Origin of the sequence: Streptomyces sp. SudanB52_2052, from assembly GCF_964272415.1 — a bacterium.
Classification (GTDB): domain Bacteria; phylum Actinomycetota; class Actinomycetes; order Streptomycetales; family Streptomycetaceae; genus Streptomyces; species Streptomyces olindensis.
Window position 1 is genome coordinate 2,509,992 of the sequence record NZ_OZ186796.1, and the last position, 20,455, is coordinate 2,530,446.

The 20,455-nt window shown below is 73.2% G+C and carries 17 protein-coding genes; 3 read left to right on the forward strand and 14 right to left on the reverse strand.

Annotation, left to right across the window (positions count from 1 at the left end; translation table 11 throughout):
* Positions 1-75: 75 nt before the first annotated feature.
* The 8 genes from ACSUPV_RS10845 to rimP all read right to left on the reverse strand — a co-directional run bounded on the left by ACSUPV_RS10845 (position 76) and on the right by rimP (position 10,754).
* On the reverse strand, positions 76-3,522 hold the full coding sequence (locus ACSUPV_RS10845; RefSeq protein ID WP_436947391.1) for a trypsin-like peptidase domain-containing protein: 3,447 nt from the start codon (positions 3,520-3,522) through the stop codon (positions 76-78).
* A 255-nt stretch (positions 3,523-3,777) separates the two neighbouring features.
* The gene (gene truB, locus ACSUPV_RS10850) at positions 3,778-4,683 is read right to left on the reverse strand and encodes a tRNA pseudouridine(55) synthase TruB (RefSeq protein WP_031118380.1); all 906 of its coding nucleotides are present in this window, start codon (positions 4,681-4,683) and stop codon (positions 3,778-3,780) included.
* A complete protein-coding gene (gene rbfA / locus ACSUPV_RS10855) occupies positions 4,680-5,132 on the reverse strand; it encodes a 30S ribosome-binding factor RbfA (protein ID WP_031118381.1) in 453 nt (150 codons plus the stop codon). The genes truB and rbfA overlap by 4 nt, the downstream gene beginning before the upstream one ends.
* Positions 5,133-5,176: 44 nt before the next feature.
* A complete protein-coding gene (locus ACSUPV_RS10860) occupies positions 5,177-5,470 on the reverse strand; it encodes a DUF503 domain-containing protein (RefSeq protein WP_010042759.1) in 294 nt (97 codons plus the stop codon).
* Between the two features lie 186 nt (positions 5,471-5,656).
* Positions 5,657-8,695 carry a translation initiation factor IF-2 gene (gene infB / locus ACSUPV_RS10865; protein WP_382614781.1) on the reverse strand — a complete coding sequence of 1,013 codons (3,039 nt, stop codon included), beginning with the start codon at positions 8,693-8,695 and terminating at the stop codon, positions 5,657-5,659.
* 146 nt (positions 8,696-8,841) lie between these two features.
* A complete protein-coding gene (locus tag ACSUPV_RS10870; RefSeq protein WP_359757337.1) occupies positions 8,842-9,138 on the reverse strand; it encodes a YlxR family protein in 297 nt (98 codons plus the stop codon).
* 102 nt (positions 9,139-9,240) lie between these two features.
* On the reverse strand, positions 9,241-10,251 hold the full coding sequence (gene nusA / locus ACSUPV_RS10875; protein WP_382614783.1) for a transcription termination factor NusA: 1,011 nt from the start codon (positions 10,249-10,251) through the stop codon (positions 9,241-9,243).
* Between the two features lie 2 nt (positions 10,252-10,253).
* Positions 10,254-10,754 (reverse strand): ribosome maturation factor RimP, encoded by a 501-nt coding sequence (gene rimP / locus ACSUPV_RS10880; protein WP_031118386.1) that lies wholly within the window; start codon positions 10,752-10,754, stop codon positions 10,254-10,256.
* A gap of 206 nt (positions 10,755-10,960) precedes the next feature.
* On the opposite strand from rimP, the gene ACSUPV_RS10885 reads away from it, so the two are divergent.
* The 3 genes from ACSUPV_RS10885 to ACSUPV_RS10895 are packed head-to-tail and all read left to right on the forward strand — an operon-like array spanning position 10,961 to position 12,898.
* Complete coding sequence (locus ACSUPV_RS10885) at positions 10,961-11,488, forward strand: hypothetical protein (RefSeq protein ID WP_382614785.1); 528 nt, start codon at positions 10,961-10,963, stop codon at positions 11,486-11,488.
* Positions 11,485-11,949 carry a ferritin-like domain-containing protein gene (locus tag ACSUPV_RS10890; protein ID WP_436947392.1) on the forward strand — a complete coding sequence of 155 codons (465 nt, stop codon included), beginning with the start codon at positions 11,485-11,487 and terminating at the stop codon, positions 11,947-11,949. Before ACSUPV_RS10885 ends, ACSUPV_RS10890 begins: the two co-directional genes overlap by 4 nt.
* A gap of 46 nt (positions 11,950-11,995) precedes the next feature.
* Positions 11,996-12,898 carry an aminoglycoside phosphotransferase family protein gene (locus tag ACSUPV_RS10895; RefSeq protein ID WP_037763759.1) on the forward strand — a complete coding sequence of 301 codons (903 nt, stop codon included), beginning with the start codon at positions 11,996-11,998 and terminating at the stop codon, positions 12,896-12,898.
* Positions 12,899-12,943: 45 nt separating this feature from the next.
* Here the strand turns inward: ACSUPV_RS10895 and ACSUPV_RS10900 are convergent, their stop codons facing one another.
* The 6 genes from ACSUPV_RS10900 to dxr form a co-directional block, all read right to left on the reverse strand.
* A complete protein-coding gene (locus tag ACSUPV_RS10900) occupies positions 12,944-14,644 on the reverse strand; it encodes a proline--tRNA ligase (RefSeq protein WP_436947393.1) in 1,701 nt (566 codons plus the stop codon).
* Positions 14,645-14,748: 104 nt separating this feature from the next.
* Positions 14,749-15,279 (reverse strand): GNAT family N-acetyltransferase, encoded by a 531-nt coding sequence (locus tag ACSUPV_RS10905; RefSeq protein ID WP_031118391.1) that lies wholly within the window; start codon positions 15,277-15,279, stop codon positions 14,749-14,751.
* A gap of 30 nt (positions 15,280-15,309) precedes the next feature.
* Positions 15,310-16,158, reverse strand: coding sequence for a GNAT family N-acetyltransferase (locus tag ACSUPV_RS10910; protein ID WP_031118392.1), 849 nt, complete (start codon positions 16,156-16,158; stop codon positions 15,310-15,312).
* Positions 16,159-16,341: 183 nt separating this feature from the next.
* Entirely contained in the window at positions 16,342-17,499 is a 1,158-nt protein-coding gene (ispG, locus tag ACSUPV_RS10915) for a flavodoxin-dependent (E)-4-hydroxy-3-methylbut-2-enyl-diphosphate synthase (protein ID WP_037763766.1), read from the reverse strand.
* Between the two features lie 168 nt (positions 17,500-17,667).
* On the reverse strand, positions 17,668-18,960 hold the full coding sequence (locus ACSUPV_RS10920) for a M50 family metallopeptidase (RefSeq protein ID WP_359793769.1): 1,293 nt from the start codon (positions 18,958-18,960) through the stop codon (positions 17,668-17,670).
* Between the two features lie 8 nt (positions 18,961-18,968).
* Positions 18,969-20,258 carry a 1-deoxy-D-xylulose-5-phosphate reductoisomerase gene (gene dxr / locus ACSUPV_RS10925; RefSeq protein ID WP_436947394.1) on the reverse strand — a complete coding sequence of 430 codons (1,290 nt, stop codon included), beginning with the start codon at positions 20,256-20,258 and terminating at the stop codon, positions 18,969-18,971.
* Positions 20,259-20,455: the final 197 nt, after the last annotated feature.

Sequence of the window (20,455 nt, forward strand, 5' to 3'; positions counted from 1 at the left end):
AAGGGTGCCATGCCGGGTCCCCGCCGCCCGCATCGGCATGGGGGCTGTGACCGGGCGCACGGCACCCCGCGCCGGTCAGGCGGGGACGCGTACGCCCGCCAGGTTCTCGATCGTCCGGTGGCAGCTCGGCCCGACCAGCGCCGCCCACTCCCCCGGCGCGTCGGCCAGCCAGCCGGCCACGCGGGCGGCGAAGCCGGGCACGTGCCTGCCGATGTCGATCAGGGCGCGGTCGAAGCGGCGCGCGCCCTCCGGGGTGCGGGAGAGGAGCAGGCCGATGCGGCGGACGAGGTCGCGCAGGTCGTCGCCGCCGTTCCGGGCGGCGGCGTGCAGCAGCGCGTCCAGGACGTCGGTGTCCTGCTCGCGGGCCAGGAGCGCGTCGCGCAGGTCGCGGCGCAGCGGGCGGGAGGCGGGGATGCCGGGTGAGGTGAGGACGGTGGCGAGGGCACACCGCAGCCGGACCGGGCCGCCCTCCAGCAGGCCGGTGACCAGGGGCAGGAGCACGGCCCGGGCGGCGGGGCCCCGGTCGAGCCGCTGGTCCACGTAGGTGGCCGTCTGCCCGGCGATTTCCGGGCGTCGCTCCGCCGCATCCCGCAGCAGCGCGGCGACCCGGCGGGCCAGGTCGGGCGGGGTGGCGTCGGCGAGGGCCCGCAGGGCGTCCTCCGGGTCGGGCCGCTCCAGCCGCGCGGCGAAGGCGCCGAGGACCGGCTCGGGGCAGACCGGGAGGGCACGGGCCAGTGCGTCCGGCGGGAGCTGCGGGTCGCCCGCCGCGAAGTGCTCCAGCGCCCGGGGCAGGTACCGGGCCCGGGTGTGCGGGTCCTGGACGAGGAGGGCGAGGGCACCGCCGTGCAGGGCGCGGTCGGCGGGGCGGGCGAGCAGGGTCAGGGCCGCGTAGCGCAGGAGGGCGCGGTCGCCTCCGGCGGTCACGTGCGGTGCGACGCGCAGTCCGTGCTCCATCGCGGCGCGCCGGCGCGCCGTCCGCTCGTCGCGCGCCCACCGGTCGACGGCCCGGCACAGCGCCGACGGTTCCTCCTCGGCCAGCACGGCCAGCAGTTCCCGGGCCCGCCGGTGCGCGCGGTCGACGAGCACGTCCGCCAGGTCGTCCAGGGCGGTGTGGCGGTGGGTGTGCAGCAGCGCCTGCGCGGCCGTGGCCACGGTCGCGTGCGGGGTGGCGGGCAGGGGCTGCTCGTCGTCGAACCAGTCGGCGAGCAGGGGCTGGACGGCGGTGGGGTCGGCGGCGAGCAGACCGGCGACGGCGTCCAGGAAACGGGGGCCGGCCTCGCACGGCGGTCCGTCGGCGTGGACCAGCCGCCTGAGGAGCGCGCAGCGCACGCTCTCCGGCAGCCGTAGCCCGGTCCAGAAGGCGGGCCCCGTCTCCTCGGGCACCGGCTGCCCCAGCCGCCGCCAGGCCACGATCCGGTCGGCGAGCAGCCGCAGCACCTCGCCGTACGGCGTCGCGTCGGGCACGGCCGCCAGGGTGCCGGTGAGCAGCCGGGCGGCCCACCAGGACCGCGGGTCGGCGTCCAGGGCGTGCACCAGGTCGGCGAGCCGGGCGGCCAGCCGTTCCGTGCCGTGCTGGCGCGCGAGGCACAGCAGGGCCTGGACGACGGGCCCGATGCGGTGGTGCGGGACGGGGTCGGGCTGCGGGCCCCCGCGGCGGTGGACGAGGGCGTGCAGGGCCTCGTCGAGGTCGAGGTGCATGCCCTGGAGCCAGTCGGCGAGTTCCTCGTGGGCGAAGCGGTAGCCGGGTCCGGCGGGCACGAGCAGGCCCTCGGCGAGGACGGCCGAAGCCCAGCCGGTGCCGCCGCCGAGCCGCGCCGGGGCGGGCCCCCACGGGAACACCTCCTCGAAGGTCTCCCGGTCCAGGTCCCCCGGGCCGGGGCCGAGGCTGCGCCGGGCGGCCTCGTGCACCTGCCCGGCGACCTTGGCGGCCAGTCGGCGTACGGCGGTGCCGCGCAGGCCGTTCCCGGCGGCCAGGCGGCGGGCGATGCGCAGGGACATCAGGTCCAGGTAGGCGGAGAGGACGCCGTCCCGGTCGGTGGTGGCGGCGGGCGGGGTGTCGGGGGCGTCGGCGAGGGCGGCCCTGACCTCGGCGAGCAGACGGAGGGTGAGGGGGTGCCCGGCTTCGGCGGGGACGAGGGCGCTCTCCGGGATGCCGTGGCGCAGGCGGGCCTGACGCGCCTCGTCCTCGGTGAGGTCGCCGAGACGCACGCACGGGGGCCGGTCCAGGAGGTCCGCCACCTCCTCCCAGTACTCCGTCCGGCACGCCACGACCAGACGCACGCCCGTCTCCCGCAGCCACCGCACTGTCCCGTCCGCCCAGTCGGCCAGGCGGCGGGCCAGGGCCGGCGGCATCTCCTCGGGGTCGTCGAGGACGAGCAGCAGGGGGCGGCCGAGGGAGCCGGCGACGCGGGCGAGGCGCTCGGGGGTGATGTCGCCCGGGTCGGCGGGAAAGGGGGCGCGTGCGGCCGCCACGACGGGGAGGGCCCGGGTCAGTGACCTGCGGGCCGCGTCCGCCACCGATGTGTCCTCGGCGCGCAGTTCGCAGCCGCGCAGCCAGAGGGTGGGCCGCCCGCTGCGGCCGCGGCGGGCGGCGAGCGCCGCGAGTTCCGTCGTACGGCCGCTGCCGGGTGCCCCGACGAGGCCGAGTACGGCCGCCGGTCCGGCCGTGAAGGCGTCGAGCTCGGCGATCACGGCCGCCCGTTCGACCGGTTCGGGGAGGCCGGTGCCGCCGGGCGGGCCGTCCAGCCCGGCCGATGTGCCGGTCAGCTCCAGCACCCCGGCCAGGTTGAGGTCGGCGCCGTAGGCGGGCACCGTCGCCGCGTTCTCGGCGAGCAGGTCGGCGAGCGGTCCCGCCGCGCCGGGCAGCCGGGCGTGCAGCGGTACGGCGAAGCCGACGTCGCGGTGGCCGGAGCTGAGCGCGGTGCCGAGCACGCCGACGACGGCACCCGTCTCCGCGTCGAGCACGGGGCCGCCGGCCGCTCCGCCGCCCAGGCGCAGCGCGTCCCGCCCCGCCGTGCCGACCGCGAGCTCCAGCGCGCCCCCGACGCTGTGGAAGCGGTCCGTGGCCGCGTAGGTCACGTCGGTCGTGCCGAGCACCCGCGCCTCGCGCCAGCCTCCGGCGGCGATCCGCACATAGGCGCCGGTCCCCGCGCCGCCCCGCACGGTGACGGGCAGCGGCGGCACACCGAGCCCCTCGGTGCGGACGAGGGCGAGATCCAGCGCGGGCAGCGGGGTGACGTCCTCGGCGGTCACGACCCGGCTCCGGTCCCCGGCGCCGTACAGGACGAGCCGGGGCAGTCCGTCGACGGCCTCGTGGCTGGTGACGAGGGTGCCGTGCCGGTCGGCCAGGAAGCCGGTGCCGCGGGGCCGGCCGGCCAGGTCGTGGATGCGGACGAGCGCCTCGCCGGGGGTCGCCCGGTCTCCGTACTCGGCCGTTCCGGTGGTCTGTCGCGCTGTTCCGGGGTGGTCCTGGGAGCCTGCCGCGCTGTCGCGTGGCTCCCGGGACCGGTTCCGCGACGTCATCGTCGTGCCTCCCCGCCGTACACCCGTGCCCTTGTGTTCGACAGTAGGGGCGGGATGATCAGCGGGACAGATCGCTCTGCGAAAGCGCCCCCTTCCGCTCCCCCGGTTCACTCCGAGCGCCCGCACAGACGGGTGAAGGAACCGGGGCGGCTGGATACACCCTAGGGGTGGGGGAACCGAGGGGGACCGTGGAGCGGCGGCAGTGGAGGTACCCCGTGGTCGCCGCTCCACGGGCGGACGGCACCCCGCGGTTCGTCAGCCGAAGACGGCGAGGCTCTTGGCCTTGCCGCGCTGCTCCTCGACGAGGGCGAGGAAGCGGCCCTCCGGGTCGAACACGGCGACGGGGCCGGAGCCCGCGTACTCCTCGGGCATGTCCAGCCGTACGCCGTTGGTGAGCAGCTTGGCCCGCCGGGCGTCGACGTCCCAGCGGGGGAACGCGGCCGCGGCGGCCTCGGCGACCGGCATCACGGTCAGCTCCTGCTGGAGCTGGTCCAGGGTGCGGGCCGCGTCCAGCTTGTAGGGGCCGACGCGGGTGCGGCGCAGGGCGGTGAGGTGTCCGCCGACGCCGAGGTCGGCGCCCAGGTCCCGGGCGAGGGCCCGGATGTAGGTGCCGGAGGAGCAGACGACCGACACGACCAGGTCGAGCACGGGCGTGCCGTCCTCGGCGACGGCGTCGCGGACGTCGTACACGCCGAAGGACGAGACCGTGACGGGCCGGGCCGGGATGTCGAACTCCTCGCCCTCCCTGGCCCGCTTGTACGAGCGCACGCCGTTGATCTTGATGGCGCTGACCTTGGACGGCACCTGCATGATGTCGCCGGTCAGCTTGGCGATGCCGGCGTCGATGGCGTCCCGGGTGACCCGGGAGGCGTCGGTGGAGGAGGTGATCTCCCCCTCGGCGTCGTCCGTGAGGGTGTTCTGCCCGAGCCGGATGGTGCCCAGGTACTCCTTCTCGGTCAGCGCCAGGTGGCCGAGGAGCTTGGTGGCCTTCTCGACGCCGAGGACGAGGACGCCCGTCGCCATCGGGTCGAGGGTGCCGGCGTGCCCGACGCGTCGCGTCCTGGCGATGCCGCGCATCTTGGCGACGACGTCGTGCGAAGTGAAGCCCGACGGCTTGTCGACGATGACGAGGCCGTCGGGCGTGGTGTGCTTCTGGGTCATTCGGCGGTGTCGTCCGTCTCGTCGTCCTCGTCCGGCTTGCGGTACGGGTCGGCGTCGCCGGCGTACTTCGCCCCGGCGGAGGCCTCGCGCACCTTCGCGTCGGACTGGCGCGCCTTGTCGAGGAGGTCCTCGATGGTGCGGGCGGTGTCCGGGAGGGCGTCCATGACGAAGGTCAGGGTCGGCGTGAACTTCACGCCGGCGGCCCGGCCCACCTCGGAGCGCAGGATGCCCTTGGCGCTCTCGAGCCCGGCGGCGGCCGCCGCGCGCTCCTCGTCGTCCCCGTACACGGTGTAGAAGACGGTCGCCTCCCTGAGGTCACCCGTGACCCGGGTGTCCGTGATGGTGACGTGCGAGCCGAGCCGCGGGTCCTTGATCCCGCGCTGCAGCTTCTGGGCCACCACCTCTCGGATGAGGTCCGCCAGCCTTTTAGCCCGCGCGTTGTCGGCCACTGGTCCGTCTCCCGTTCTTTCCTGTCCGGTTCGTTCTGGGGTCGTCAGTCGTCTTCGCCGTGGAAGCGCCGTCTGACGGACAGCAACTCCACCTCGGGGCGGGCGGCGACCAGCCGTTCGCACCGGTCGAGTACCTCGCTCAGGTGCCCCGCGTCGCCGGACACCAACGCGAGGCCGATGACGGCCCTGCGGTGGAGGTCCATGTGATCCACCTCGGCCGCGCTCACCGCGTACTTGCGCTGGAGCTCGGCGACGATGGGGCGGACGACGGAGCGCTTCTCCTTCAGCGACCGTACGTCGCCGAGGAGCAGGTCGAAGGACAGCGTCCCCACGTACATGTGTGTATCCGGATGACCCGCCGGTACGGGATCGGTGGCCCTGCCGGTATGGGTGGCAGGGACACCAGGAACGTTACCGCGAACGGGGCGGGTGCTCGATCGGGTTTTCCCGCGCGCACCGCGCCCCAACGGCCCACCGGCCGACGCGGCGGGTGCCGCGTCGGCCGGTGGGTGAACCCGTGGGTGTCACACCCGCGGCTTCTCGCGCATCTCGTACGTCGCGATGACGTCGTCGACCTTGATGTCGTTGAAGTTGCCGAGGTTGATACCGCCCTCGAACCCTTCGCGGATCTCGGTGACGTCGTCCTTGAAGCGACGCAGGCCCTCGATGGTGAGGTTCTCCGCGACGACCTTGCCGTCGCGCAGCAGGCGGGCCTTGGTGTTCCGCTTGACCTCGCCGGAGCGGATGAGCACACCGGCGATGTTGCCCAGCTTGGACGACTTGAAGACCTCGCGGATCTCCGCCGTACCGAGCTCGACCTCCTCGAACTCCGGCTTGAGCATGCCCTTGAGGGCCGCCTCGATCTCCTCGATCGCCTGGTAGATGACCGAGTAGTACCGGACGTCCACGCCTTCGCGCTCGGCCATCTGCTGCGCACGCCCGGCGGCGCGCACGTTGAAGCCGATGACGATGGCGTCGGAGCCCATGGCCAGGTCGATGTCGGACTCCGTGACCGCACCGACGCCGCGGTGCAGGACGCGGATGTCGACCTCTTCGCCGACGTCCAGCTGGAGCAGGGAGGACTCCAGAGCCTCGACCGATCCGGACGCGTCGCCCTTGATGATCAGGTTCAGCTGCTGGACCTCGCCAGCCTTCAGCACCTTGTCCAGGTCCTCCAGCGACACGCGGCGCGTGCGCTTGGCGAACGCGGCGTTCCGCTCCCGGGCGGCTCGCTTCTCCGCGATCTGACGGGCCGTACGGTCCTCGTCGACCACGAGGAAGTTGTCGCCCGCACCCGGGACGTTGGTCAGGCCCAGGACCTGGACCGGCGTCGACGGGCCCGCCTCGGTGACGAGGTTGCCGTTGTCGTCGTGCATCGCCCGGACTCGGCCGTACGCGTCGCCGACCACCATGGTGTCGCCGACCCGCAGCGTGCCGCGCTGGACGAGGACCGTCGACACGGCACCGCGGCCGCGGTCGAGACGGGACTCGATCGCGATGCCCTGCGCGTCCTGGTGCGGGTTGGCACGCAGGTCGAGCGAGGCGTCGGCCGTGAGGATCACGGCCTCCAGCAGGGAGTCGATGTGCAGACCCTGCTTGGCGGAGATGTCGACGAACATCGTGTCGCCGCCGTACTCCTCGGCCACCAGCCCGTACTCGGTGAGCTGACCGCGCACCTTGGTCGGGTCGGCGCCCTCGACGTCGATCTTGTTGACCGCGACGACGATCGGGACGTCGGCCGCCTTGGCGTGGTTGAGCGCCTCGACCGTCTGCGGCATGACGCCGTCGTTGGCCGCGACGACCAGGATCGCGATGTCGGTCGACCGGGCACCACGGGCACGCATGGCGGTGAACGCCTCGTGACCCGGGGTGTCGATGAAGGTGATCTTGCGCTCTTCTTCGTTGACCTCGGTCGCGACCTGGTAGGCACCGATGTGCTGGGTGATGCCGCCGGCCTCGCCCGCGATGACGTTCGTCTTGCGGATGGCGTCGAGCAGTCGCGTCTTACCGTGGTCGACGTGACCCATGACGGTGACGACCGGCGGGCGGACCACCAGGTCCTCCTCGTCGCCCTCGTCCTCGCCGAACTCGATGTCGAAGGACTCGAGCAGCTCGCGGTCCTCCTCCTCCGGGCTGACGATCTGAACCGTGTAGTTCATCTCGTCGGCGAGGAGCTGGAGTGTCTCGTCGGAGACGGACTGCGTGGCCGTGACCATCTCGCCGAGGTTCATCATGACCGCGACGAGCGACGCCGGGTTGGCGTTGATCTTCTCCGCGAAGTCGGTGAGGGAGGCACCGCGCGACAGGCGAACGGTCTCGCCGTTGCCGCGAGGCAGCATCACGCCGCCGACCGACGGGGCCTGCATGGCCTCGTACTCCTGGCGCCTCTGCCGCTTCGACTTGCGGCCACGACGCGCGGGACCGCCGGGACGGCCGAAGGCGCCCTGCGTGCCACCACGGCCACCCGGACCACCGGGACGACCGCCGAAGCCGGGACGGCCACCGCCGCCACCGAAGCCGCCGCCACCGCCGCCACCGGGACGACCGGCGAAACCGCCGCCGCCACCGGGACGACCGGCACCGCCACCGCCGCCGGGACGGCCGGCGAAGCCGCCGCCGCCGGGACGACCGGCACCGCCGGGACGACCCGCACCACCCGGGCCACGACCCCCACCGGGGCCGGGACGCGGGCCGGCAGCGGGACGCTGCGGCATCATGCCGGGGTTCGGACGGGGACCGGCGGAGCCGCCGCCGGGACGCGGGCCGCCGCCCTGCGGACGCGGCATCGAGCCCGGGGTCGGGCGGTTGCCGCCCGGAGCCTGCGGACGCGGACCGCCGCCGCCCTGGGCGCCGGGCGCCTGGGGACGAGGACCGCCGCCGGGCCCGCCGGGGCCGGGACGGGCACCACCCTGCGGACGGGGCGCCTGCGGGCGCGCCATGCCGGTGGAGCCACCGGAGGTGAAGGGGTTGTTGCCCGGGCGCGGACCGGCCGGACGGGCACCCGGACGCGGCGCCGGAGCGCCGGGACGCGGGCCCTGACCGCCGGGACGGCCCTGGCCGCCCTGACCCTGGCCGGGACCGCCGGAGGGGCGGCCGCCGCCGGGCTTGGGGGCGCCGGGACGCGCGCCGCCGGGCTTCGGACCGGACGGGGCCGGGGCCGACGGGGGCGCGGTGAACTCGGGCGCGGCCGGAGCCGGACGCGGCGCGGGCTTGGGACCCGGCGTCGGGCGCGGGCCGGGGGCCGGCGCGGGGGACGACGGGGCCGACGGCTGCTGGGCCGCGGGCTTGGGGGCGGCCGGCGGCTTCGGGGCAGCCGGACGGGCCGCCTGCGCCGGAGAGGGCGCCGCAGGACGGGGGGCGGCCTTCTTGGGGGCGGCGGGCTTCGCGGCGGACTTGCCGTTGCCACCACCCTGGAAGGCGTCGGTCAGCTTGCGTACAACGGGCGCTTCGATCGTCGAAGACGCCGAACGGACGAATTCACCGAGTTCCTGGAGCTTGGCCATGACGACCTTGCTCTCGACACCGAACTCCTTGGCGAGTTCGTAGACCCGGACCTTAGCCACTTCGCTCCTTTGAGGTCCGGGTTACGTCCGGACCGTCGCTAGTTCATGGGCGTACTCATCGCGTACTCATCGAGTGCTCATCGCAATCTCGACCTGCTTTCGACTCGCGAGGTACCTAAGCCACACGGGGTTCCGTGCGGCACGTCTTACGGTGTTGCCTGCTCGGCAACTGTTGTCTGCTCGACGTATCGGCGCAACGCCTTTGTGTCGAGCGCTCCCGGGGCGCGCAGTGCCCTCGTGAACGCCCGGCGGCGTACCGCCTGGTCGAGACAGACCGGGGCGGGGTGAACGTACGCACCCCGGCCGGGCAGCGTACCGCGAGGATCAGGGACGCATGCGTCCTTGATCGCCACGATCCGCAGCAGTTCGGCCTTGGCCGCTCGCTCCCGACACCCCACACAGGTGCGTTCAGGGCATGCGCGGGCGCGCGTCCGGCCAGACACTGCTAAGTCTACCTCCCCGTACGCACCTCACCCCTGTGGGGCAGGTTTCGAACAGTTGCCGCGCATGAACCTGTCGTGATCTGAACGACCGGCGGCTTGGATCTATTCCCCAAAGCGGTCCCGGGCCTGTTCCCCGGAGGGTTCCGTGTCCGGGCGGATGTCGATCCGCCAGCCGGTCAGCCGGGCCGCGAGGCGGGCGTTCTGGCCCTCCTTGCCGATGGCCAGGGACAGCTGGTAGTCGGGGACGGTCACCCGGGCGGACCGGGTCGACATGTCCACGATCTCGACCTTGGAGACGCGGGCCGGGGAGAGCGCGTTCGCCACCATCTCGGCCGGGTCCTCCGACCAGTCGACGATGTCGATCTTCTCACCGTTCAGCTCGCCCATCACGTTGCGGACCCGGCCGCCCATGGGGCCGATGCAGGCGCCCTTGGCGTTCAGACCCGACCGGGTGGACCGGACGGCGATCTTCGTGCGGTGACCGGCCTCACGGGCGATCGCGGCGATCTCCACGGAGCCGTCGGCGATCTCCGGCACCTCCAGGGCGAAGAGCTTCTTCACCAGGTTGGGGTGCGTGCGCGACAGCGTCACGGACGGGCCGCGGACGCCCTTGGCGACCCGGACGACGTACGAGCGCAGCCGCATGCCGTGCGGGTAGGTCTCGCCCGGCACCTGCTCCTGCACCGGCAGGATGGCCTCCAGCTTGCCGATGTCCACGAGCACGTTCTTCGGGTCGCGGCCCTGCTGGACCACGCCGGTGACGATGTCGCCCTCACGGCCGGCGTACTCGCCGAGCGTCGCGTCGTCCTCGGCGTCGCGCAGGCGCTGCAGGATGACCTGCTTGGCCGTGGTGGCGGCGATACGGCCGAAACCGGACGGGGTGTCGTCGAACTCGCGGGGCTCCTGGCCCTCCTCGACGTCGTCGGGGTCCTCCTTCGCCCACACGGTCACATGGCCGGTCTCCCGGTTGAGCTCCACGCGCGCGTGGCGGCGGCTTCCCTCGGTGCGGTGGTAGGCGATGAGGAGGGCCGACTCGATCGCCTCGACCAGCAGGTCGAAGGAGATCTCCTTCTCCCGAACCAAGCCCCGCAGGGCACTCATGTCGATGTCCACGGCTACGCCTCCTCTTCCTTCTTGTTGTCCTTGCGGCTGAACTCGACCTGGACACGAGCCCGGACGATGTCGTCGAAGGCGAGTCTGCGCGCGGTGGCCTTGCGGCCCTTGACCCCGGGCACCTCGGTGTCGACGCCGTCGTCGTCGACCTTCAGGATCCTGGCGACGAGCTCGCCGCCCTCGGCCAGCTGGAACCTCACCAGCCGGTCCGTGGCGCGGACGTAGTGCCGGTGTTCCGTGAGGAGGCGCTCCGCGCCCGGGGTGCCGACCTCGAGGGTGTACTCCCCCTCGCCCATCGCGTCCGTCTCGTCGAGCTTCGCCGAGAGCGCGCGGCTCACATCGGCGATCTGGTCCAGGTCCGCACCGGTGTCCGAGTCGACGACGACGCGCAGCACACGCTTGCGGCCGACGGAGTCCACTTCGATCTCTTCGAGATCCAGGCCCTGGGAGGTGACGAGCGGTTCCAGCAGTTCTCGCAGCCTCTCGCTCTGGGTGGTGCTCATCCGGGTGACTCCTCGGCCGCGTGTGCTGTTGTGGGATGGGTCGCGTGTCTGGTCAAAGGGTATCCGGTCGCGGGGAGTGTTGCCGTCCACCCGGTCACGAACGGTGCCGCTGAGTGGTCCGGGGCGACGGCCCGGGTACCGTGATCACGGGCGTGCAGCCCTGCCATGCGCTACTTTCTCGCACCGAGCCCCCGAGGACGTCTGACGTGCCGTTCCCCCCATCGCCGCGCGCCCGCTCGGGACCGCGCAGAAGGAGTCTGCTCGCCCTCGGCCCGGCGGCCGTCGCCCTGGCGGGCTGCACCGCCGGCGGCGGGGACCCGGCCGACCCGGGCGACGGCCCGTCGGCGGCGGAGCGGCGGGCACGCGCGCGTGCGGCGCGGGACAGCGAGGGGCTGCTGGAGCGGTACGACGCGGTGATCGCCGCCCGGCCGGGGCTCGCGGGGCGCCTGGGACCGCTGCGGGAGAACGTCGTACGGCACGCGCAGGCGTTCGGGGGTGGCCGGAAAGCGTCCCCCTCGGTGTCGGGCTCGATCGCGCCGTCGTCCTCGCCGACGGCCGCTGTGCCGGGGAACGACGAGGACGCCCTGGCCGGTCTCGCCGCCGCGGAGCGCGAGCTCGCCGACCGGCGGTCCAAGGAGCTGCTCGGGGTGCCGGGCGAGCTGGCGCGGCTGCTGGCGTCGGCGGCGGCGGCCGGGGCGGCGCACGTGTATCTGCTGACGGAGGGGGACGCGTGAGCGAGGCGAAGGACCGGGAGCTGCGGGCCCTCCAGGCGGCCCTGGCGGCCGAGCACGCGGCGGTCTACGGGTACGGGGTCGTCGGCGGGAAGATCGGCGAGGGGCAGCGCGTCGAGGCACGGACGGCGTACGACGCGCACCGGGCGCGCCGGGACGCGCTGGTGCGCGAGGTGAAGGACCTGGGGGGCAGGCCCGTGGCGGCGGCCGCCGGGTACGCGCTGCCGTTCCCGGTGCCGGACGCGGCCGCGGCCGTGCGGCTCGCCGCCGAGCTGGAGGACCGGGTGGCCGGGGTGTACTCCGACCTGGTGCGCGCGGCGGGCGGCGGGCGGCGGGCCCTGGCCGTCGAGGCGCTGCGGGAGGCGGCGGTGCGGGCGGTGCGCTGGCGCGGGGAGAGCGTAGCCTTCCCTGGGCTCGCCGAGCGGGCCGGCACGGCCCCGCCCTCGGCGGCGCCGACGGCGTGACCCGCAGGGCACGCACCGCGGACAGCACGAAGGGAACGACTCGCGCATGGTTTTCGAACCGCCGCAGCGCCTGGTCAGGGCGCTCGGTGAGACGGCGCCGGACGGTGACGACTGGCTGGCGAGGCTGCCCGAGGCGGCGCAGCGTGCCGTCGCGCTACGCGAGTTGACCGTGGAGCGGGTGCAGGTGCCGGGCGGGCGCAGCAGCCTGGTCGTGCTGGTGCGGACGGCCGACGGGACGCCCGCGGTGCTGAAACTGGCGCCGGGGCGGGCCCGGCCGGAGGCGGAGCGGGCCGCGCTCGCGCACTGGGCCGGGCGGGGCGCCGTACAGCTGCTGGAACCCGGCCTTCCGACCGAGGGTGTGCTGCTGCTGGAGCGGCTGCACCCGGACGTGTCGGTGCGGTCCCTGCCGGAGGCGAAGGCACTGCTGGAGGCGGCGGGGACGCTGCGGCGGCTGTGGGTCGAGCCGCCCGCCGACTTTCCCTTCGAGACGGTGGCCGAGCGGACCGGTCGGCAGGCCGAGGCGATGCGGGCCCGGGCGCAGGCCGATCCCGAGGTGGCCCCGCTGGTCGACCTGGCACTTGCGGCGCGCGCGGAGCTGCTGGCCGCTCCGCCCGAACACCGGCTGCTGCACGGCACGTTCCGGCAGAGCAAGGTGCTCGCCGGGGAGCGGATGCCGTGGCTGGCCGTGGGGCCCGACCCGGTGGTCGGCGAATGCGCGTTCGACCTGGCCCGGCTGGTCCGTGACCGGGTGGAGGACCTGATCGCCCAGCCGTCCGGCGCGGCGACGACCCGGCGCCGGGTGAAGCGGCTGGCCGAGTCCCTGGACGTGGACCAGGAGCGGCTGCGCGGCTGGACGCTGTTCCGGGCCGTGGAGTCGGGTGTGCGGGCGGGACGGGTGGGGCGGCCCCGGGACGCGGAGCTGCTGCTGGAGTTCGCGGGCTGGCTGTGAGCGCCCCGGTCGCCCGGAGCGCTCACTCGTCCCGCGCTGTCGGCCTTACGCGGTGAGGCGGGCCACGGCCTCCTCGACCGTCAGTTCCTCGCGCTCGCCGGTGCGGCGATCCTTGAGCTCCACGACGCCCTCGGCGGCGCGGCGGCCGGCGACCAGGATCTGCGGGACGCCGATCAGCTCGGAGTCCGTGAACTTGACGCCCGGGGAGACGCCGGCGCGGTCGTCGACCAGGACGCGGACACCGGCCGCGGCCAGCTTGCCGGAGATGTCGAGGGCCAGTTCCGTCTGCAGGGCCTTGCCGGCGGCGACCACGTGGACGTCGGCCGGGGCGACCTCCTTGGGCCAGCACAGGCCCTTGTCGTCGGCGCTCTGCTCGGCGAGGGCGGCGACCGCGCGGGAGACGCCGATGCCGTAGGAGCCCATGGTGACGCGGACCGGCTTGCCGTGCTGGCCGAGGACGTCGAGCTTGAGGGCGTCGGCGTACTTGCGGCCCAGCTGGAAGATGTGGCCGATCTCGATGGCGCGGTCGAGGACGAGGCCCGTTCCGCACTTCGGGCAGGGGTCGCCCTCCTGCACGACCACGACGTCGACGTAACTGTCGACCTCGAAGTCACGGCCCGCGACGACGTTCTTGGTGTGCGTGCCGGCCTTGTTCGCTCCGGTGATCCAGGAGGTGCCCGGGGCGACGCGCGGGTCGGCGAGGTAGGTGACCTTGTCCAGGCCCTGCGGTCCGACGTAGCCGCGGACCAGGTCGGGGCGGGCCGCGAAGTCGGTCTCGGTGACCAGTTCGACGGTGGCCGGGGCGAAGTGCGCCTCGACCTTGTCCATGTCGACCTCGCGGTCCCCGGGGACGCCGACGGCGACGATCTCGCCGTCGACCTTCACGAGGAGGTTCTTCAGCGTGGCCGAGGCGGGGACGCCGAGGGAGGCGGCGAGGGTCTCGATGGTGGGGGTGTCCGGGGTGGGGATGTCCTCGGCGGCCGGGACGTCCGCGGCGTCGACGGGCTGCAGCTCGTACGTGATCGCCTCGGTGTTGGCGGCGAAGTCGCAGTTCGGGCAGTCGGCGAAGGTGTCCTCGCCGGCCTCGGCCGGGGCGAGGAACTCCTCGGACTTGGAGCCGCCCATCGCGCCGGCGGTCGCGGCGCAGATGCGGTAGTCAAGGCCGAGCCGGGCGAAGATCCGCTGGTAGGCCTCGCGGTGCAGGGCGTAGGACTGCGCGAGGCCCTCGTCCTCGGTGTCGAAGGAGTAGGAGTCCTTCATCAGGAACTCGCGGCCGCGCAGGATGCCGGCGCGGGGCCGGGCCTCGTCGCGGTACTTGTTCTGGATCTGGTAGAGGATCACGGGCAGGTCCTTGTAGGAGGACGCCTGGTCCTTCACCAGCAGGGTGAAGATCTCCTCGTGGGTGGGGCCGAGGAGGTAGTCGCCGCCCTTGCGGTCCTGGAGACGGAACAGCTCCGGACCGTACTCGTCCCAGCGGCCGGTGGCGTCGTAGGGCTCACGCGGCAGGATGGCGGGGAGCAGCACCTCCTGGGCGCCGATGGCGTCCATCTCCTCGCGGACGATCCGCTCGACGTTGGCGAGCACCTTCTTGCCGAGCGGCAGCCAGCTCCAGATGCCGGCGGCGGTGCGGCGCACGTACCCGGCGCGGACGAGGAGCTTGTGGCTGAGGACCTCGGCGTCGGCCGGGTCGTCGCGCAACGTCTTCGCCATCAACTGGGACATGCGCTGGACCGGTGCGTTCGCCATGGTTCTGCTCCTGCTGCTGGGGGTCCCCCCGCTCGAGCGAAGCCGAGAGTGGGGGAGGGTGATGGCAGGAGGTTATCCGGGGGGCGCCGGGCGTCGGAAATCGGTTAACGGCGGCGCAGCGGGAGCGGGGCGCCCATCACCGCGTACGGCTTCGGCGCGCTCGGGAAGAGCACCTGGCGGGCCAGGTCCTGGTAGCCGAGGGAGCGGTAGAGGGCGCGGGCGGGGCTCTCGGTGTCGATCGCGGAGAGGATCGAGCGGGGTTCGGCGGCGCCGTCGGTGATGGTGGTGATCAGGGAGCGGCCGATGCCGCGGTTCTGGTGGGCGGGGTGGACGTGCAGCTCGGTGATCACGAAGGAGTCGTCGAGCCAGTGGTCGCGGCCCTGGGCCCGGAGGTAGGGCTCGACGACGGTGGACCACCAGTGGGTGCGGTCGTTGGGCATGCCGTAGACGAAACCCACGAGGGTGCCGCCGACGGTCGCGCCGAGGGCACGAGCGCCCGGGTAGGTCATGTGGCGGAGGACGATCTGGCGGCGGACGGCGACTTCGTCGGGACCGAGGCCGAATGCCACGGCTTGGACTTCCAGTGCCTCGTCGACGTGGGCGGGGAGGTCGAGGGGGCCGATCACCAGGTCCATGGCGGGGAGCCTACAGGGGGCTTCCCGTTGTCAGAACAGCACGCTCATGAAGGCGCCGACCTCTTGGAAGCCCACCCTCTGGTACGTCCTGCGGGCCGCCGTGTTGAAGTCGTTGACGTAGAGGCTGACGACGGGGGCGACGTCGGCCAGGGCGTAGCGCAGCACGGCCGCCATGCCGGGGGCCGCCAGACCGGTCCCCCGGTATTCGGGGGCCACCCACACGCCCTGTATCTGGCAGGCGCGGTCCGTCGCGGCGCCGATCTCGGCCTTGAAGGCGACCTTGCCGTCGGCGTCGAAGCGGGCGAAGGCGCGGCCGGAGCCGACGAGTTCGGCGACGCGGGCCTGGTAGAGGAGTCCGCCGTCGCCGGCCAGCGGGGAGACGCCGACCTCCTCGGTGAACATCGCCACGCACGCCGGCATGATCGTCTCCATCTCGTCCTTGCGGACGCGGCGGACGTAGGGATCCGGGGCGATGTCGGCCGGCAGACGGTCGGTGACCATGAGCGGCTGGTGGCGGCGGACCTCGCGGGCCGGGCCCCAGTGGGGTTCCAGCAGGCGCCACAGGTCGGCGGTGGCGCCCGAGGGTCCGACGATGGAGGAGCAGCGGCGGCCGGCCCGGCGGGCGCGGTCGGCGAAGGCCCGGATCGCGCGCGGGCCGGCGCAGATCGGGACCAGGTTGGCGCCCGCGTAGCACAGGGACGTCAGCATGCCGTCCTCGTACCAGCCCCACATCTCGCCGCCGAGCCGCCACGGGTCGAGACCGGCGATCTGCACCCGGGACGTCACGAAGGCGTTCGCGACCGGCTCGCGGTCGAGGACGGCGAGCGCGGCGTCCAGGTCGCTCGGTTCGAGGACCCGTGAGGTGGTCTGCGTCAACACGTGCGGGGCCTCACACACTGGGGTCGGCTTGGTCTCCGCACTATAGCTGCGCTGCTTGGGCGGGGCGCCTGGGAACTCGGGGGGGAACGGTCCGGCGGCGGGTGCGGGTCCGATGTGGCTGGGCGCGCAGTTCCCCGCGCCCCTGAAAGACGGGGCGCCGGGAAACCGCCAGTCCTGGGATGCTCAGCCCGCGACCGCCACCGACGGCTCGCCGGAAGCGACGCCGTCCGCCTCCATCTGCTCGGCCAGCTTCATGGCCTCCTCGATGAGGGTCTCCACGATCTTGGACTCGGGGACGGTCTTGATGACCTCGCCCTTGACGAAGATCTGGCCCTTGCCGTTGCCGGAGGCGACGCCGAGGTCGGCCTCGCGGGCCTCGCCGGGGCCGTTGACGACGCAGCCCATGACGGCGACGCGGAGCGGGACGTCCATGCCCGTGAGGCCGGCGGTGACCTCTTCGGCGAGCTTGTAGACGTCGACCTGGGCGCGGCCGCAGGACGGGCAGGAGACGATCTCCAGGCCGCGCTGGCGGAGGTTGAGGGACTCCAGGATCTGGATGCCGACCTTTACCTCCTCGGCGGGGGGCGCGCTCAGGGAGACCCGGATCGTGTCGCCGATGCCCTGGGAGAGCAGGGCGCCGAAGGCGACCGCCGACTTGATCGTGCCCTGGAAGGCGGGGCCCGCCTCGGTGACGCCGAGGTGCAGCGGGTAGTCGCACTGCTCGGCGAGCTGCTTGTAGGCCTCGATCATGATGACCGGGTCGTTGTGCTTGACGGAGATCTTGATGTCCCGGAAGTCGTGCTCCTCGAAGAGGGACGCCTCCCACAGGGCCGACTCGACCAGGGCCTCGGGGGTCGCCTTGCCGTACTTCTGCAGCAGGCGCTTGTCGAGGGAGCCGGCGTTGACGCCGATGCGGATCGGGGTGCCGTGGTCGCGGGCCGCCTTGGCGATCTCCTTGACCTTGTCGTCGAACTGCTTGATGTTGCCGGGGTTGACGCGGACCGCGGCGCAGCCGGCCTCGATCGCGGCGAAGACGTACTTCGGCTGGAAGTGGATGTCGGCGATGACCGGGATCTGCGACTTGCGGGCGATGGTGGCGAGGGCGTCGGCGTCGTCCTGGGTCGGGCAGGCGACGCGGACGATCTGGCAGCCGGAGGCGGTCAGTTCCGCGATCTGCTGGAGCGTGGCGCCGATGTCGGAGGTACGGGTGGTGGTCATCGACTGCACCGAGACGGGGGCGTCTCCGCCGACGGCCACGGACCCGACCTGGATCTGGCGGCTCTTCCGGCGCTCGGCGAGCTTGGTCGGAACGGACGGCATGCCGAGAGAAATCGCAGTCATCTGCTGTGCAACCCCAAGTCGTGGATCAAGGTCCGGTCCCGTGAGCAGCGGGCTCCGAGCTTCGAGATTACGGCACATGCCCCTGCGCGGGCACATCCCGCCCGCGCTGCCACCCGATGGGAGGCGGCCCGGCACACAGTATGCCGAGCCGCCTCGAACTCCGTATGACTAGGAGATTCTCACCGGGTTAACCACGTCCGCGATCAGCACCAGGATCGTGAAGCAGATGAAGATCCCGGCGACCACGTACGCGACGGGCATGAGCTTCGCCACGTCGAAGGGGCCCGGGTCGGGCCGGCGCAGCACCTTGGCCGTGTTGCGGCGCAGCGACTCCCACAGGGCGCCCGCGATGTGGCCGCCGTCGAGCGGCAGCAGCGGGAGCATGTTGAACAGGAACAGGGAGAGGTTGAAGCCGGCGACCAGCATGAGGGCCATGGCCAGCTGCTGGGTGGGCGGGATGTCGAGGGTGAAGATCTCGCCGCCGACGCGGGCCGCGCCGACCACGCCCATCGGGGAGTCGGCCTCGCGCGGGGCGCCGTCGAAGGCCGCGTTCCACAGGGCCGGGACCTTGCCGGGCAGGGCGGCGAGGGAGTCGACGGCCTCGCCGATCCGGTCGCCCATCCAGGTCACGGACTCGCCGAAGTCCTGCTTGACCACGCCGGTGGCGGCGCTGAAGCCGAGGAAACCGGCCTGGACGTACTGGCCGTCGACGATCTGGCCGCTCGCGTCCTTCTTGGCGACCTGGTTGGTGGCGATCTTCGCGTGCAGGGTGACGTCCTGGCCGCCCCGCTCGACGACGATCGGCACCTCCTTGCCGGGGCTGGAGCGGATCAGGTCGGACAGCTCGTTCCAGTCGTCGGTCCGCACGCCGTCGAAGGAGACGATCTTGTCGCCGGCCTTGAGGCCCGCCGCGGCGGCCGGGCTGGCCGGGTCGCCCTTCTCGCACTTGTCGCGGTTCTCGCTCTGCGCGATGACGCACTGGGAGACCGAGCTGACCGAGGTGGTCTGCTGGGTGATGCCGAAGCCCATCAGGACGGTGAGGAACAGCGCCACCGCCAGGACCAGGTTCATGAAGGGGCCGGCGAACATGACGATCACGCGCTTCCAGGGGGCGCGCGTGTAGAACATGCGGTTCTCGTCGCCCGGCCGGAGCTCCTCGTACGCGGCCGAGCGGGCGTCCTCGATCATGCCGCGCCACGGGGAGGTGGAGCGGACCTCCAGCCGGCCGTCGGCGCCGGGCGGGAACATCCCGATCATGCGGATGTAGCCGCCGAACGGGATGGCCTTGATGCCGTACTCGGTCTCGCCCCTCTTGCGCGAGAAGAGCGTCGGGCCGAAGCCGACCATGTACTGCGGCACGCGGATGCCGAAGAGCTTGGCCGTGGACAGGTGCCCCAGCTCGTGCCACGCGATCGAGAACAGCAGGCCGACCACGAAGAGACCTATGCCGAGGATGAACATCAGGGTCGTCATGCACGGGCCTCCGCCGTCTGTGCCGCCAGTTGCCGGGCCCGGGTCCGCGCCCAGGTCTCCGCTTCGAGGACGTCCGACACGGTGAGTGAGGTTCCCGTACGCGGGGTGCCGTGCTCCTCGACGACCCGGGTGACGGTCTCCATGATCCCGTTGAACGGCAGTGCGCCCTGGCGGAACGCCTCCACGCACTCCTCGTTGGCCGCATTGAACACCGCCGGGGCGGTGCCCGCGAGCTCGCCGACGTGCCGGGCGAGGTTCACCGAGGGGAAGGCCTCGTCGTCGAGCGGGAAGAACTCCCAGGTCGAGGCCTTGCTCCAGTCGAAGGTGGGGGCGGCGTCGGGGACGCGCTCGGGCCAGCCGAGGCCGATGGCGATGGGCCCGCGCATGTCGGGTGGGGTCGCCTGGGCCAGTGTCGATCCATCCGTGAACTCAACCATCGAGTGGACATACGACTGGGGATGCACGACGACCTCAATGCGGTCGAAGGGAATGTCGTAGAGGAGGTGCGCCTCGATGACCTCCAGGCCCTTGTTGACGAGGGTCGCGGAGTTGATCGTGATGACCGGGCCCATGGCCCAGGTGGGGTGCGCGAGGGCGTCCTCGACGGTGACGTTCGCCAGCTCCTCCTTGGTCCGGCCGCGGAAGGGGCCGCCGGAGGCGGTGACGACCAGCTTGCGGACGTCGGCGCGGGTGCCGGCGGCCAGGGCCTGGAAGAGGGCGGCGTGCTCGGAGTCGACCGGGATGATCTGCCCGGGCCTGGCAAGGGCCTTGACCAGCGGGCCGCCCACGATGAGCGACTCCTTGTTGGCGAGCGCGAGGGTGCGGCCCGCCTCCAGGGCGGCGAGGGTCGGGGCGAGTCCGATGGAGCCGGTGATGCCGTTCAGGACGGTGTGGCAGTCGGACGCCGCGAGCTGCGTGGCCGCGTCCGGGCCGGCGAGGATCTCGGGGAGCGGCTCGCCGGTGCCGTACTGCGCGGTGAGCGCCTCGCGCAGGGCCGGTACGACGTCCTCGCGGGCCACGGCGACCGTGGCCGCGCGCAGCCGGTGGGCCTGCTCGGCGAGGAGGGCGACCCGGCCGCCGTTGGCCGAGAGGCCGGTGACCCGGAACCGGTCGGGGTTGCGCAGCACGAGGTCGATGGCCTGGGTGCCGATGGACCCGGTGGAGCCGAGGATCACCACGTCCTTGGGGCCGTCGCCCGTTACGGGGTCGTAGACGAGGTGCGGGTCGGCCAGGGCGCGGGCCGCAAGCACCGTCGTCCGCCCGGAGGGCGGGCCCTGCGGCGTCATGGGGGTCCCCCCTGCTCGAGCGAAGCCGAGGCCTTGGGGGAGCGTGCTCTCGGCGTGCCGGGCGTCGACCCGTGTACTGGACGTACTCGGGTCGGCGCCCGGTGCGGCGAGAGTGCGTGCATGGCGTCGCGGGGCAGACGGGGCTTGCGGCCCGCGCCCTGAGGGGGCTGGACTGTCGCTCATTCCTCCATTGTTGC